The 13,994-nt window shown below is 65.2% G+C and carries 14 protein-coding genes and 1 pseudogene; 9 read left to right on the top strand and 6 right to left on the bottom strand.

Annotated features, from left to right (window positions below):
- Positions 1 to 39 precede the first annotated feature (39 nt).
- Positions 40 to 609, top strand: coding sequence for a DJ-1/PfpI family protein (locus ACQPZ2_RS27175; protein WP_433521046.1), 570 nt, complete (start codon positions 40 to 42; stop codon positions 607 to 609).
- Between the two features lie 64 nt (positions 610 to 673).
- On the top strand, positions 674 to 1,126 hold the full coding sequence (locus tag ACQPZ2_RS27180) for an SRPBCC family protein (RefSeq protein WP_433521047.1): 453 nt from the start codon (positions 674 to 676) through the stop codon (positions 1,124 to 1,126).
- Between the two features lie 18 nt (positions 1,127 to 1,144).
- On the opposite strand, the gene ACQPZ2_RS27185 is transcribed toward ACQPZ2_RS27180, so the two are convergent.
- On the bottom strand, positions 1,145 to 2,065 hold the full coding sequence (locus tag ACQPZ2_RS27185) for an EamA family transporter (RefSeq protein WP_433521048.1): 921 nt from the start codon (positions 2,063 to 2,065) through the stop codon (positions 1,145 to 1,147).
- Positions 2,066 to 2,304: 239 nt separating this feature from the next.
- Here ACQPZ2_RS27185 and ACQPZ2_RS27190 point away from each other — a divergent pair, with 239 nt between their 5' ends.
- Positions 2,305 to 2,808, top strand: coding sequence for an Lrp/AsnC family transcriptional regulator (locus tag ACQPZ2_RS27190; protein ID WP_063038211.1), 504 nt, complete (start codon positions 2,305 to 2,307; stop codon positions 2,806 to 2,808).
- Between the two features lie 28 nt (positions 2,809 to 2,836).
- Here the strand turns inward: ACQPZ2_RS27190 and ald are convergent, their stop codons facing one another.
- On the bottom strand, positions 2,837 to 3,943 hold the full coding sequence (gene ald / locus ACQPZ2_RS27195) for an alanine dehydrogenase (protein WP_433521049.1): 1,107 nt from the start codon (positions 3,941 to 3,943) through the stop codon (positions 2,837 to 2,839).
- 337 nt (positions 3,944 to 4,280) lie between these two features.
- A complete protein-coding gene (locus ACQPZ2_RS27200; RefSeq protein ID WP_433521050.1) occupies positions 4,281 to 5,564 on the bottom strand; it encodes an RNA-guided endonuclease InsQ/TnpB family protein in 1,284 nt (427 codons plus the stop codon).
- 228 nt (positions 5,565 to 5,792) lie between these two features.
- On the opposite strand from ACQPZ2_RS27200, the pseudogene ACQPZ2_RS27205 reads away from it, so the two are divergent.
- A pseudogene (locus tag ACQPZ2_RS27205) lies at positions 5,793 to 6,626 on the top strand (carotenoid oxygenase family protein); the annotation flags it as partial.
- A gap of 2 nt (positions 6,627 to 6,628) precedes the next feature.
- Here the strand turns inward: ACQPZ2_RS27205 and ACQPZ2_RS27210 are convergent.
- Together ACQPZ2_RS27210 and ACQPZ2_RS27215 are read right to left on the bottom strand one after the other, a co-directional pair.
- Positions 6,629 to 7,606, bottom strand: coding sequence for a quinone oxidoreductase family protein (locus ACQPZ2_RS27210; protein WP_433521051.1), 978 nt, complete (start codon positions 7,604 to 7,606; stop codon positions 6,629 to 6,631).
- A gap of 53 nt (positions 7,607 to 7,659) precedes the next feature.
- On the bottom strand, positions 7,660 to 8,400 hold the full coding sequence (locus ACQPZ2_RS27215) for a PP2C family protein-serine/threonine phosphatase (protein ID WP_433521052.1): 741 nt from the start codon (positions 8,398 to 8,400) through the stop codon (positions 7,660 to 7,662).
- 168 nt (positions 8,401 to 8,568) lie between these two features.
- Here ACQPZ2_RS27215 and ACQPZ2_RS27220 point away from each other — a divergent pair, with 168 nt between their 5' ends.
- Both ACQPZ2_RS27220 and ACQPZ2_RS27225 read left to right on the top strand, forming a co-directional pair.
- Entirely contained in the window at positions 8,569 to 9,393 is an 825-nt protein-coding gene (locus ACQPZ2_RS27220) for a class I SAM-dependent methyltransferase (RefSeq protein WP_433521053.1), read from the top strand.
- An 81-nt stretch (positions 9,394 to 9,474) separates the two neighbouring features.
- Positions 9,475 to 9,666, top strand: coding sequence for a hypothetical protein (locus ACQPZ2_RS27225; RefSeq protein WP_433521054.1), 192 nt, complete (start codon positions 9,475 to 9,477; stop codon positions 9,664 to 9,666).
- Between the two features lie 26 nt (positions 9,667 to 9,692).
- On the opposite strand, the gene ACQPZ2_RS27230 is transcribed toward ACQPZ2_RS27225, so the two are convergent.
- Positions 9,693 to 10,856: an ROK family transcriptional regulator gene (locus ACQPZ2_RS27230; protein WP_433521055.1), complete on the bottom strand. Its 1,164-nt coding sequence runs from the start codon at positions 10,854 to 10,856 to the stop codon at positions 9,693 to 9,695.
- A gap of 108 nt (positions 10,857 to 10,964) precedes the next feature.
- Between ACQPZ2_RS27230 and ACQPZ2_RS27235 the strand changes: the two genes are divergently transcribed.
- The 3 genes from ACQPZ2_RS27235 to ACQPZ2_RS27245 are packed head-to-tail and all read left to right on the top strand — an operon-like array spanning position 10,965 to position 13,993.
- Entirely contained in the window at positions 10,965 to 12,041 is a 1,077-nt protein-coding gene (locus ACQPZ2_RS27235) for a sugar ABC transporter substrate-binding protein (protein WP_433521056.1), read from the top strand.
- A complete protein-coding gene (locus ACQPZ2_RS27240; RefSeq protein ID WP_433521057.1) occupies positions 12,038 to 12,772 on the top strand; it encodes an ATP-binding cassette domain-containing protein in 735 nt (244 codons plus the stop codon). The genes ACQPZ2_RS27235 and ACQPZ2_RS27240 overlap by 4 nt, the downstream gene beginning before the upstream one ends.
- 6 nt (positions 12,773 to 12,778) lie before the next feature.
- Positions 12,779 to 13,993: a sugar ABC transporter permease gene (locus ACQPZ2_RS27245; protein ID WP_433521058.1), complete on the top strand. Its 1,215-nt coding sequence runs from the start codon at positions 12,779 to 12,781 to the stop codon at positions 13,991 to 13,993.
- The last annotated feature ends 1 nt before the right edge of the window (position 13,994 follow it).

Raw genomic sequence — 13,994 nt, forward strand, 5'->3', positions numbered from 1 at the left:
TGCCATTGTCGATAAAATTCGCACCGGAGGTGATGTGCCGTGACAAGCGTATTGCTGATCACCGGAGACGCGGCCGAAGACCTGGAGGTCATGTACCCCTACCAGCGGCTGCTCGAGGAGGGGTACGAGGTCCAGGTTGCCGCCCCCACCGCCAAGAAGCTGCAGTTCGTCGTGCACGACTTCGTCGACGGTTTCGATACCTATACCGAGAAACCCGGACACACCTGGCCCGCCGATATCGCGCTGGCCGATGTCGATCCGAGTCGGTACGCGGCGCTGGTACTGCCCGGCGGACGAGCGCCGGAGTATTTGCGCGGCGATGCGGAGTGCCGCAGGGTCGTCGAACATTTCGTGGCCGAGGACAAACCGATCGCGGCGCTGTGCCATGGTCCGCTGATTCTCCTTGCCGTCGGCGCGCTGAACGGTCGCTCGTCGAGCGCCTATCCGGCATTGGCGCCGGACCTGAATGCCGTTGGCGCACAATGGGAAGACAGTCCGGCCCATGTCGACGGCAATATCGTGACGGGTCGCGCCTGGCCGGACCATCCGCAGTGGATGCGCGCATTCTTGGAGGTGTTGCGCGCCAAAGCGCCCGCCCCGGGTCAGTAAGGCCTGGCATCCCGCCCCACGGCGTACTACTATCACATGTAGTAGACGAGCGGGAGGGGCATTCATGGAAACCATGACAATCGAGCGCGTCATTGCGGCGCCGATCGACGATGTCTTCGACTGGCTGACCGACGCGAGCAACTACACCAAGGCACGAATTGTGCTGCGCGAGCGCCTGATCCAGCAGGGTGAGACGGCGCCGTACGGGCTCGGCGCCGTCCGAATCCTGACCTGGGGCATCGGCTGGTTCCGCGAACGCATCACCGGCTACGACGCACCGCACGAATTCAGCTACCTCGTCGAGCGCAGTATTCCGGCGTCGCGCCACGAGGGCGGCCGACTGACCTTCACCGAGGTCGACGGCGGCACGCGGGTCAGTTGGACCACCACCGCCGAAGCGCGCCTGCCCTTCGCCGCCGCATGGTTCACCCGTGTACTTGCCGAACCGGTGATCCTCTACTCCTTCGGCCAGGTGCTCGACGCCGCCGAATCCGCACTGGCCCAAGCGAATCGGTAGGCGTCGAGGACCCCGCCGTCAGCGGTCGCGCGCGCCGAGCGTCAGAAACGCGAGCCCGAGTGCCAGCACCGCAAGCCCGCACCACGACGCGATCGGCAACCGCTCACCGACCACGACCACACCGAGTACCGCAGCCACGGCGGGTTCGGCGAGCGTCAATGTCGTCGCCACCTGCGCGGTCGTATGCCGCAGACCGTAACCGAACAGGCGGTAGGCGACGAAGGTGGTGAACACCGCCAGATGCAGCGCCACCGCGATGCCGCGACCGGTGCGCAGCCAGGATGTGTTGGTGCACAACACAACCGGCAGCACCAGCAATCCGCTGATGCCGAACATCGTGCCCATCACCGCATTCGACGAATGGCCGTGCGCGATGAGCCTGCCGCCGATCAGTGAATAGACGGCGTAGGTGAGTCCGCCGAATGCGGCGAGCACGATGCCGAACAGATCGACCGGTGCTGTCCCGCCGGTCATTTCGGGCCCGAGCACGAGGACAGCACAGCCGGCTACCGCCGCCGCGGTGGCACCGGCCCACCGCCGGGTCGGTTTGCCCTGCCCGGCAACCCAGGCCAGTAACCCGGCGAAAACCGGCGCACTACCGAGGGCTATCACGGTGGCGACGGCAACGCCCGTCCGCGCCACGGCCGGATAGAAGGTCACTGGATACCCCGCCACGGCCAACGCCCCGACGACAACCAACCACCACTCGCCGCGCGTGCACCGCAACCGCGTACCGGTGGACAAGAACAACAACAGCCCACCGAGCACCAACCCGGCAGATCCGATCGCCGCCGCGGGCGCACCCGCGGGAGCCAGTGAACTGGTGGTTCCGGTGGTCCCCCACAGCACCGCCGCGGTCAGGATGGGAACCGGACCACTTAACGCCCCGACACCCGAATGTTCAACCGCAACAAAAGATTTGATATCAGACAAGGCCATGCACTTCCGTCATCGAATTCGACAGGGATTCGAAACGGGCGCACGACATCACCTCGAGACTGCCCTCTGGAACAGCCCGGACCGCGAATCAGAAATTCAGCAGGTGCGCCCGATCAGGCGCACGGCGGCGGCGTAACAGCATGCCAATAGATATCCACGCGACGATCCTAACGCAATGACCGGCCCTGGATCGAATGATCTTCGATACAGTTGGCCTGGTGAGGAAGATTGATTCACCGATCGGGCCTGCGGTCGGTGCAGTGCGGACCACGCCTCGTCCGGCGGTGCAGTTGGACGATATCGACCGGATACTGCTCGATCAGCTCGCACGCGACGGGCGCATGACCAACAGCGCGCTCGCCGATGTCGCGGGGATCGCACCGTCGACCTGCCTGGGGCGGGTGCGGTCGCTGGTGGAGCGCGGCGTGATTCGCGGATTCCACGCCGATATCGATCCGGCGGCGCTCGGCCGGAATCTACAGGCCATGATCGCGGTCCGCGTGCATGCCAACGCACGTCCGCACCTCGCCGAGTTCGGGGAGCAATTGGCCGTACTCGACGAAGTGCTGAACGTGTACTTCATCGCGGGTGCCGACGACTATCTGATCCATGTCGCCACGGCCGACAGCGAGGGACTCCGGGTCTTCGTACTGGAACATCTGAGCGCACATCCCGCGGTCGCCTCCACCGAGACGATCCTCATCTTCGAGCACGTGCGCCCACGAACCAGTCCGATGACTTAGCTCACCCGCCCCGCCCGGCGGCCATCCCCTAGGCGGCCAGCCTCTCGGCGGCGTAATCGTGTGCCGCCGCAACGGATTCGGACAGCAGGTGGCCGCGGTGCGTGCTCAGACCGGCGGCCAGGCCCGGATCCGCGGCGCACGCATCGCGCCAGCCGCGCTCGGCGAGCGAAATCGCGTACGGCAGTGTGGCATTGGTGAGTGCGACGGTCGAGGTGTACGGCACCGCGCCGGGCATATTGGCGACGCAGTAGAAGACCGAATTGTGCACCTGATGGGTCGGCTCGGCATGGGTGGTCGGTCGCGAATCCGCGAAGCAACCACCCTGATCGATGGCGATATCGACCAGCACCGAACCCGGCTTCATCTGTGCGACAAGGTCATTGGACACCAGCGTCGGCGCCTTCGCACCGGGCACCAGCACCGCACCGATCACCAGATCCGCCTCCCGGACCAGACTCTCCACCTCGAAGGAGTTGGAGATGATGGTCCGCACCTGACCGCGATACTGCTCGTCCAGCGCACGCAGTCGCGCGATATTCAGATCCAGCACGGTCACGTCCGCGTGCATGCCGACCGCGACGGCGATCGCATTGCTCCCCGAGACACCGCCGCCCAGCACGACCACGTTCGCCGGACGCGCACCCGGCACACCGCCCATCAGCACGCCGCGACCGCCGCCGCTGCGCATCAGGTGATACGCACCGGCCTGCGGCGCGAGCCGTCCCGCGACCTCGCTCATCGGCGCGAGCAACGGCAGCGATCCGTCCGTACCGGTGACGGTCTCATAGGCGATCGAGGTGATTCCCGAGTCGAGCAGTGCGTCGGTACACTCCTTGGATGCCGCCAGATGCAGGTAGGTGAACAGCAGCTGCCCCTCGCGCATGCGCGAATACTCCTCGGCCACCGGCTCTTTCACCTTGAGCACCATTTCCGCGGCGCCCCAGACCTCATCGGCAGTGTTCAGCACCCGCGCCCCGACGGCCGCGTACGCCATATCCTCGAAAGCCGACCCCTGACCGGCACCGGCCTCGATGTACACCTCGTGTCCGCGCGAAACCAGCTCGTGCGCACCGGCGGGTGTGCACGCGACCCGGTACTCGTGGTTTTTGACCTCGCGGGGAATTCCGATCTTCATCAATACTCCTGTACGTCGATCCGGCGGATTGGCGACATGTGATCCGTTCGATCACTTCAGTGTGAGTATGAAGATCATTCAAGATCAGGTCTATATTGGTGAAGATAGTTCTCTGTCTAACGGGCAGGCCATCCTGATATTCATATTCGAGGACCGGCCGGAGTCCCGATTCGAAACATATTCGGCCTAGCGCTCCGGGATCTGACCGATGGCCCACTCGGCCCACTCTTGGCTCATCGCGTGGAACCGCTTGCCGTTGCGTGAATCGCAGCGATTAGCTCACTGAGATTCTTCCTGCTTCATCGACCACAGCCCGCTCCACGAGGGAGACGAGGTCTTACACGGTCTCCGCGAGGCGTTTCACCTCTCCGGGGAACTTCCCGGCGAGGGGTCTTTCAATCTCGGTACTGAGGGCGGCAAGCATCGCGGTAAGTAGGTTCGATGCCGCGTTACAGTCGCGCTCGTGCATGACGCCACAGCTGGGACAAACCCACGTGCGGTCAGCCAGGACCAGATTGCGGTTGATCCGACTGCAAGCCCCGCAAGTCTTCGACGACGGGAACCAGCGGTCGGCCTTCCACAGCATGGTCCCGTACCAGTCGGCCTTGTAGGAGAGCTGACGAACGAACTCACCGAACCCGGCGTCAGTCACCGCGCGCGCCAGCCGCCGATTACGGATCATCCCTTTGACATTCAATGTCTCCACCGCGATGGCCGACTTGGTTCTCGCCAGCCGCGTGGTGGTCTTGTGCAGAAAATCGCGGCGCCGGTGCGCGACCCGCAGATGCAGTCGCGCGACGCGCTCGCGCGCCTTGCCACGGTTCTTCGAATCCTCCAGACAGCGAGACAGTTTTCGGTTGGTGCGCGACAGGGCACGCTGTGCGGCTTTCAACGGCTTGGGTGCGTGGATCTCCTCGGTAGTGCCGTCGTCGTTGATGATGACGGCAAAGGTTGTGAGCCCGAGGTCGATTCCGCATTGGGGTGACTGCTCGGGCGCGCGGCGGCGTGTGTTTATCTCGTCACGGTCCACCTCGAGTTGGAAGGCGATCCACCAACGCCCGCCCTGTTCCCGAACGGTCGCACCGAGGATGCGAGCTGCTCCTGCCGTCAACCGGCCGGTGAGCCAGGACATGTCCTCACGGGTTGCCACATGACCGATGCCCGGCAGCCGCACAGTCCGGGGATCAACAGGCTCGGCACGGTCGGCGTCATAGCGGAAGCGGCTGCCGTGCTTACGTTTCCGCCAGGATGGAAACCCCACGCGGGCGCCCTTGCGCTGTCCCTTCTTAGACTTCAGGTAGTTGGCGAATCCGGCGGCACGGACCCGGCAGGCTTCCTTGGGCACCCGCGAGGACATCTTGTTTTCGGTGAACCACCGATACCGCTCCGGGTGAGCGGCCCGCCATTCCCGCTCCAACGCCGGTGCCGTCCACGGCACTTCGGTCAATTCATCGCCGGTGAGCCCGTACGATTCCTCCGCCTTACGCTGCGCCCACTTTTTCAGCACGATCTCGAGACAGAAGTTCTCCACCACTCGCGACAGGCCGCAATGACTACCCATCGCGGCCACCTGCTCCGCATCGGGCGCGAGTTCGACACGGTATCCCTGCTTATGACTCACACATCCTCCCCCGCCACCGCTAAATCCTTACGCGCCCGGTTCCCGTACCGCATGCCAACCGTAGAGACATGCAGAACGAATCCAGCACGTCGGTCATGTCGTGCACTGGATCATCAGTGATCTCACCGTCGTCCACCACCTCGCACACTACGGCCCTACCCCGACAACAACGCAACCTCGATGTATTCAACCCAGAACCGCGCCAACCGGTAACAATGCCCCACCACCGGCGAACTGCACTTCTTCGGTTACGACTTCACCGCCCCCTATCTGACCTACCACCGCGCGGACGCCACAGGCAATCTACTGGTCAGTCGCCCGATCCAGGTGCCCGCCGCGACCATGCACCACGACTTCAACCTCACCGCCACCCATGTCGTATTCATGGATCTGCCAGTGGTTTTCGATCTCGAGACCGCGAAATCTGGTGGCGGCATGCCGTTCCGGTGGCGCGACGATTACCAGGCCCGGCTCGGGGTGCTGCGTCGTGACGACCCGCACGGCGCGATCCGGTGGTTCCCGATCGATCCGTGCTACGTCTTCCACACCCTCAATGCCCACGATGAGCCCGGCCGGATCGTGCTGCACGTGATCCGCTATCCGAGTCTGTGGCGGCAGGATGCGCACCTTCCGGAGCACGCCTCACTCTGGCGCTGGACCATCGATCTGGCCACCGGCACCGTCGCCGAAGAACAGCTCGACGATCGCGACGCCGAATTCCCGCGCATCGACGACCGGCTCGCCGGTCTGGATTCCCGCTTCGGCCACGCCACCGTCGCCGGGGACAGCGGCGCACTACTGCGCTACGACCTGCACACCGGCACCAGCACGGCACACGAATTCGGTCCGGGCCGTATTCCGGCCGAGGCCGCCTTCGCACCCGCGGACGACCGCCCCGGCGGCGACGGCTATCTCATGACCTACGTCTACAACGCCGACACCGATCGGAGCGATCTCGTCATCGTCGACGCGTCCGAGTTGGCCGCGCCACCAGTGGCGACCATCCATCTACCCGCTCGGGTCCCCTACGGATTCCACGGAAACTGGCTGGCCGACAAATGATTTCAGCCGTTGACCGCAAGCACCAGCTTGCCGGTCGAGGCGCGACTCGCCATCAACCGGTGCGCCTCGGCGACCTCCGACAGCGGGAACTCCGCGGTGATCGGCAACTCCACCTGCCCCGTGGTGACCAACCGGAAGGCCCGATCGGCAATCTCGCGCAATACCTGCGGCGCATCGGCGGTGAGTCCGAGGATCGAGAATCCGGAGATCGACAGACCCCTCGGGTAGAGCTCGGGCTGGCCGATCTGCCAGCCCGGCTCACCACTGGCATTGCCGTAGGAGATCAGCCGACCGAACAGCGCCAGCGATTCGAGACCGCGCCGCAAGGTCTGCCCGCCGACCGGGTCGAGCACGATATCGACTCCGCGCCCACCGGTCGCCTCCCGGACATCGGTCTCGAAGGTCTCGGCGAGGAAGGCGTCGTCATAACCGAGTTTGCGCGCGTATTCCGCCTTGGCTTCGCTGGAGACCACGCCGTATACCGCACCGGCCCCCGCCAGCTTGGCCACCTGCCCCACCACGGTGCCCACCCCGCCCGCCGCGGCCTGCACCAGCACGGTCTCCCCCGGCTGCAGCTTGCCGACGGTGTTGATCAGCGCGTAAGCGGTCGGCAGGACCGTGGGAAGCGTTGCGGCCGTCCGCAAATCGACACCATCGGGCACCGCGAATACCGTCGCGGCAGTCACCACGGCGACCTCGGCGTAGGCGCCGCCATCGGTGATCGCCGCCACCGACTGGCCGACCGTGAACCCGTCGACATCGGTGCCGATCGAGCGCACCCGCCCCGACAGTTCGAGTCCCGGCACGAACGGCAGATCCCGGACCCGATACCCCACCGAACGCGCCTGCAGGTCGGCGAAGTTCACCCCGACATATTCGACATCGATCGCGACCTCACCTGGACCCGGCTTCGGAGCATCGAGCTCCACCTCCTGCAGCACCTCGGGTCCGCCCAGTTCACTGATCTGAATCGCCCGCATAACCCACACTCCCACTAGACACACCGACGAATTAGTTCTAGCAGGAATCGGGGTTACCGGCAGTCCACGACGAGTGCCGTCGCATTATCGGTGCTACCGGCCTGTAATGCGTTGTCCACCAAGGTTTCCGCGGTGTCGGCCGCGGTTTGCCCCGCGACGAGTATCGACTTGATCTCGATCATATCGAGCCGCTTGTGCACGCCGTCGGTGCTCAACAGCAGTCGGCCCCGGCTCGATCCGGTGGCGGCGCGACCGATGACATCCGGACTCGCGGTGCGGGTGGAGGTGGTGACGAGGTGGTCCATGCGGTTCGCCGGGCGCACCCCCCTGGCGCGCATGAACTCCGCGACGGTGTGGTCGGTGGTGATCTGGTGCAGCACCCGGCCGTTCCAGCGGTAGGCGCGACAGTCCCCGACCCAGGCGATATCGCAGGGCCCGTCGGGCTGATCGGCGGCGGGTAGCACCGCGATCACGAGCACGCTGTCGGCCTGCTCTTCCGGGAATTCACGCAGCAACTCCTGCTGGGCCGCGACCACTCCGGCCAGCGCGCCGTTGCCCGCACCGATCCGCGCGGCGACCGAGGCCGCGGTCCGCGCTGCCCTGGCCGCGGGCAGGCTGTCGCCGACCCCGTCGGCGACAACGAACGCGGTACGCCCGACGGCGGGGTCGGTGTAGGTGGCGAAGGCGTCGGCATTGAGCGAGCGCCGCCCACGGGTGCTCACCACACCGGGCGTGATACCGCCGAGCTTTGCCGGATCCGGACGGACGATGGCGATCGAAGCGGTTGTCTGCAAGGTCTGACCTCCTTGGGCTGGACCTGCCCCAACACTGCCGATCCGCACAACTCTGTAACTCCAGTGAACCTCGGTTTTCCGTGTACCGTGCCAAAATTACGTGAGAGAATCCTTTGAATCGTCGGCGGACCCGCCATCGGCATCCGACTGCCGAAATACGATGGCTCGGTGGACAGCGACGACGGCCTCGATCAACTGCTGGCGAACCGCGGTAACTGGGATGCCCGTGCCCCGATTCACGCGGCCAGCGAGTTCTATCGCGATCGCGATTCGTCGTATTGGTTCGCGCCCTTCGAATGGAATGTCCTCGGCGATGTGCGCGACCGCGATGTGCTGCATCTGCAGTGCCATCTCGGTACCGAGACAATCGAATTCGCCAAGCGCGGGGCGACGGCGGTCGGTCTCGACTTCTCCCCCGCCTCCATGAGGCACGCCCGAGAACTCGCCGCCGATGCCGTCGAGTACGTGTGCGCCGATGTCTACGATGCACCGAATGCATTGGAGCACAGGCAATTCGACATCGTCTACACCGGCAAGGGTGCGCTCTGCTATCTGCCCGACCTGCCGCGCTGGGCGGCGGTGCTCGCCGAACTGCTGCGCCCGGGCGGCCTCGTGTACATCGTCGAATTCCACCCGCTGCTGCACTCCCTCGGACCGACGCCACCGGCCGATGGCGATCCGGATTCGCTCGTCCTGCACGATGATTACCTCGAGGGGCGTGGTGCGCAGCGTCGCGACAGCGACCACACCTACACCGACGGCCCGGCACTGACCAGCAACACGACGGTGTACGAGTGGCGCCACGGGCTCGGCGAGGTGATCAATGCCCTGATCGGCGCGGGCCTGAGCATTTCCGATCTCACCGAAACCGAGATGTTGCCGTGGCCGCGGTGGTCGCGCATGATCCGCACCGGCAACGACTGGTTCCGGCTCCCGCCGACGGACCCCACCCTCCCGTTGCTGTACGGATTGGCGGCAACCAAACCGGCCTAGCCGCAGCACATCCCGCAACTTTGCTACACGATAGCCACCGCACTCCTTACACTGCGACAATCCACATCGAGGGAGCGTCGAGTGTCCACTACCGTTCAGGTCTTGTTCGTTGTCGTCGCCGTGCTCGTCGGCATCATCGTCGCGGTGATATCCGGAATTCTCTCCAAGGTCAGCGGCTCGCCCGCGGCCATCGTGATCCGTGACGGCGGCGTCGCCTTCGCGGGCACCGCCGGGCTGACCCTGCTACTACTCAAGGCCATCGGAGTGCTTTGAGGCCGAAGCCCACCCCACGCACTCGGTCAGCGCCGATCGAAGAGCCGATCGCGCGCTACCTCGAGTGCGCGCGATACCGCACCGCTGAGCACTCCGTCGTCGCCGAGTGTGCTGGCGACGATGCGCGGACGCAGCGGCCCGAGTTCGGCCATGCGCCGGGCAATGGAATCGCCGAGCAGGTCGACATTGTGGCCGATGCCCCCGCCCAGGACTACGAGTTCCGGATCCAGAATTGCCGTCACCGCGGCGACGAGGGCGCCGATGCGACGGCCCTCGGCCTCGACGACCGAGCGCGCTCGCGCATCACCGGCCGCGGCCGCGGCGAAGATGTCCTTCGCCGATGCCGGACTCAGCCCAACTTGCCGCGCGCTGCGGGTTACTCCGCCCGCCGCGGCAACGGTCTCGGTCATGCCGCGCTGGCGGGCGTCATCGGGTGCCGCATCGACCTCGGTGGCGGGTAGGAACGAAACCTCACCCGCCGCACCGCTGCTGCCGACGTAGAGTTCACCGTTGATCACAATGCCCATGCCGACGCCGGTGCCGATCGAGACCAGCACGAAGTTGCGCATGCCGACGCCCGCGCCGAAAGTGAGTTCCCCGACGGCGGCCAGATTGATGTCGTTCTCGATCGCAGACTCGACCTCCAGCGCATCACGCAACTGCCCGACGAGTCCGGCGCGACCCCAACCGGGCAGATTGGGGGCGTAGTCGAGCCGACCAGTGGCCGGATTGAGCACACCGGGACTGCCAATTACCGCGTAATGCACCTCCGTCCAATTCATTTCGGCATCGAACGCGACCTGGTGCGCCAGCGTGCGGACCCGGCGCACCAGGTCGACGGCCGACCGGGCCGAATTGCGGATATCCCGACGGGCGATGAATTCACCGCGCAGATCGGCGATCGCGAGCCGGACCCAGTGCCTCCCGATATCGACTCCGGCCACCACACCGGCGCGCACATTCACGTCGTAGATCGCCGTCGTCGGTCCGGGCCGCCCGCTCAGCGAACCGACGAGCTGCACCAATCCGGCCTCCTCCAGACCCGCAAGCGCCGCCGAGACCGTCGGCTTGGACAGGCCGCTGGCCTTGGCCAACTCCCCCCGCGAGGACGGACCGTGCACCCGGAGCCGGTCGAGCAGCAACCGCTCGTTCATCGTCCGCAGCAGTTGGGGATTGCCGACCCTACTCACTGATCCTCCTCCACGTAACCACTGGACACCCCGCTGTTAGTAAACTACCTTTCTTATCAACGCTCAACCGGGCGCACCTCTCAAATCCCTCTCGGCACGGTGATTCTCATGCGTCGAATTCTGCTCATCACCGCGGCGGCAGCCGCATTCGTCCTGGCGGCAGGCTGTAGCTCAGGTTCCGGCGAACCGAAATCGGGTGATGACAACCCGACGATCGCGCTACTGCTGCCGGAGTCCAAGACCACCCGCTACGAGGCATTCGACCGGCCACTGTTCGAAGCGAAGACCAAGCAGCTGTGCGCGAATTGCCGGGTGCTCTACTTCAATGCCGATCAGGATGCAGCCAAACAGCAGAGCCAATTCGAGTCCGCGCTCACCCAAGGCGCCGATGTCATCGTGCTCGACGCGGTCAATGCCGATGCCGTTGCGCCGCAGATCAATCAGGCCAAGCAGAAGAAGATCCCGGTGATCGCCTATGACCGGCTGATATCCGGTATCGGCTACGAGTACTACGTCTCCTTCGACAATGTGAAGGTCGGCAAGGTGCAGGGCGAGGCGCTGCTGGCTGAGCTCACCAAGCGCGGCACCGTCGACAAGGGACAGGTGGTGATGATCAACGGCGCGCCGACCGATCCGAGTGCCGGGGATTACAAGACCGGCGCGCACCAGGCGCTGGACGGAAAGGTCAAGGTCGCCAGGGAATTCGACACCCCCGACTGGTCGCCGGACAAGGCGCAGCAGGAGATGGAGCAGTCGATCACCGCACTCGGCAAGGATTCGATCGTCGGCGTCTACTCGGCCAACGACGGTATGGCCAGCGGAATCATCGCGGCCCTGAAGCGAGCGGGCTATGCCAGCCTGCCGCCGCTGACCGGACAGGACGGCGAGCTCACTGCCGTACAACGAATTCTCACCGGCGAGCAGACCATGACCATCTACCTGAATTATCGAGCCCAGGCCGAGCAGGCAGCCGAACTCGCCGTCGCGCTCGGCAAGGGCGAAAAGCCCCCTGCCCCTGCGACAACCGACAACGGATCGGCGAAAATCCCGTCGTTCCTGCTCGATGCGATCCCGGTGAACAGGGACAACCTGAAGGACACGATCGTCAAAGACGGCCTCTACACCGCCGCCGAAATCTGCACGCCGGATGTCGTGGCGGCATGTCGGACCGCGGGACTCGAATGAGTACCGCGACGGCGGTACTCTCCGCCCGCGGCATCACCAAGCGTTACGGTGCGGTCCAGGCACTGGCCGACGCCGATCTCGAGGTGCGGGCCGGTGAAGTGGTCGCGCTCGTCGGCGATAACGGCGCGGGCAAATCGACGCTGGTGAAGGTGATCTCCGGGGTAATCGGCGCCGATGAGGGGGAGATCACCTTCGCCGGGACGCCGGCGCGGATCGGCCGTCCACAGGACGCGCAGGCGCTCGGAATAACCACGGTATTCCAGGATCTCGCACTGTGCGACAACCTCGATGTCGTCGCCAATCTCCATCTCGGCACGGAGACAAGGAAAATGAGCGTGCTATCCGAGATCGCGATGGAGCGCAGCGCACGGGATCTGCTGCGGTCGCTCGATGTGAAGATCAAGGATGTGCGGGCGCCGGTTTCCTCGCTTTCGGGTGGACAGCGGCAGTCGGTCGCGATCGCCCGGGCGCTGCTGGGGCAGCCGAAGATGGTGATCCTCGACGAACCGACCGCCGCGCTCGGTGTCGAACAGACCGCTCAGGTACTCGCGCTGATCGGTCGCCTGCGCGAGCACGGTCTCGCGGTGCTGTTGATCTCGCACAACCTGGTCGATGTGCGGACGGTCAGCGATCGCGTAGTGGTCCTGCGCCTCGGGCGCAATGCCGGCGAATTCGAGACCGCGCACACCGGTCAGGAGGCCATTGTCGCCGCGATCACGGGAGCCGTGTGATTAGTCATGAGTGATCTCGTTATGAAACAACCTGCACTGCAAGGAAATCCGCTGCGTGGGCGGACCGATGCGGTGGCGGACCGAGTGCGCCGCGGCGATGTCGGCGCCATGCCGGTGGTGGTCGGGCTGGTCGTCATCGCGGTGGTCTTCGATCGACTCAACGAGCATTTTCTATCCGCGGAGAATCTCACCAATCTGGCCCTGCAGATGGCCGCGACCGGGACCATCGCACTCGGCATCGTGCTGGTGCTGCTGCTCGGTGAGATCGACCTGTCAGCCGGATCGGTCAGCGGGCTGACGGCCGTGGTGATGACGCAACTGTATGTGCACCATGGCTGGAATCCGGTGTTCGCGGTGCTCGCCGCGCTCGCCGTCGGCGCGGCGATCGGGCTGCTGCACGGGGCGATGCGAACGAAGCTGAGTATGCCGTCGTTCGTGGTAACACTGGCAGGGTTGATCGGCTGGCAGGGATTGATGCTGTATCTGCTCGGCAAGGAAGGGACGGTCAATCTGCCCTTCGACCGCGGTATCGCCAAGGTCAGCGATACCTGGCTGCTGCCGTGGCTGGCGTGGCTGCTGGTTGCGGTGCTGGCCGGTGGGCATCTGATCACCAGTCTGCTGACTCGGCGGCAGCGGGTTCGCGCCGAACTGGCGGTGTCGGCTCCGGGATGGATCGCGGTGCGTTCCGGCGGGCTCGCGCTGCTGCTGGCCGCCACGGTGCTGGTGCTGAACTCCGATCGCGGGGTGCCGGCGACTCTGGTGATCTTCGGCGGACTCGTCCTTGCCGTCGATCTGATGTTGCGGCGCACCGTCTTCGGGCGACGCATCTACGCCGTGGGCGGCAATGCCGAGGCCGCGCGGCGGGCCGGTATCAATGTCACGTGGGTGCGCATCGCCGCGTTCATCGGATGTTCCGCGCTCGCGACCGTCGGCGGGATACTCGCGGCGTCTCGACTGGTCGCGGTCAACCAGAGTTCCGGTGGCAGCGACATTCTGCTCAATGCCATCGCCGCTGCCGTTATCGGCGGCACCAGCTTGTTCGGCGGACGTGGGCGTGCCTATGCGGCGCTACTAGGAATCCTTGTCATCCAATCGATTACGAATGGCATGCTGCTGTTGAACGTCGATTCATCGGTGCGGTTCATGGTCACCGGCACGGTGCTCGCGGTATCGGTTGCCATCGATTCGGTGGCCAGGCGCGGCGCCGAAGGAGCTCGCTGAG

The organism is Nocardia pseudovaccinii, assembly GCF_050942345.1.
Taxonomy (GTDB): domain Bacteria; phylum Actinomycetota; class Actinomycetes; order Mycobacteriales; family Mycobacteriaceae; genus Nocardia; species Nocardia pseudovaccinii.

Bases quoted from the DNA above. Each gene is read 5' to 3' on its own strand.
- ACQPZ2_RS27245 (WP_433521058.1), top strand. From the start codon at position 12,779: ATGAGTGATCTCGTTATGAAACAACCTGCACTGCAAGGAAATCCGCTG.
- ACQPZ2_RS27240 (WP_433521057.1), top strand. From the start codon at position 12,038: ATGAGTACCGCGACGGCGGTACTCTCCGCCCGCGGCATCACCAAGCGT.
- ald (WP_433521049.1), bottom strand. From the start codon at position 3,943: ATGAAGATCGGAATTCCCCGCGAGGTCAAAAACCACGAGTACCGGGTC.
- ACQPZ2_RS27235 (WP_433521056.1), top strand. From the start codon at position 10,965: ATGCGTCGAATTCTGCTCATCACCGCGGCGGCAGCCGCATTCGTCCTG.
- ACQPZ2_RS27185 (WP_433521048.1), bottom strand. From the start codon at position 2,065: ATGGCCTTGTCTGATATCAAATCTTTTGTTGCGGTTGAACATTCGGGT.
- ACQPZ2_RS27210 (WP_433521051.1), bottom strand. From the start codon at position 7,606: ATGCGGGCGATTCAGATCAGTGAACTGGGCGGACCCGAGGTGCTGCAG.
- ACQPZ2_RS27180 (WP_433521047.1), top strand. From the start codon at position 674: ATGGAAACCATGACAATCGAGCGCGTCATTGCGGCGCCGATCGACGAT.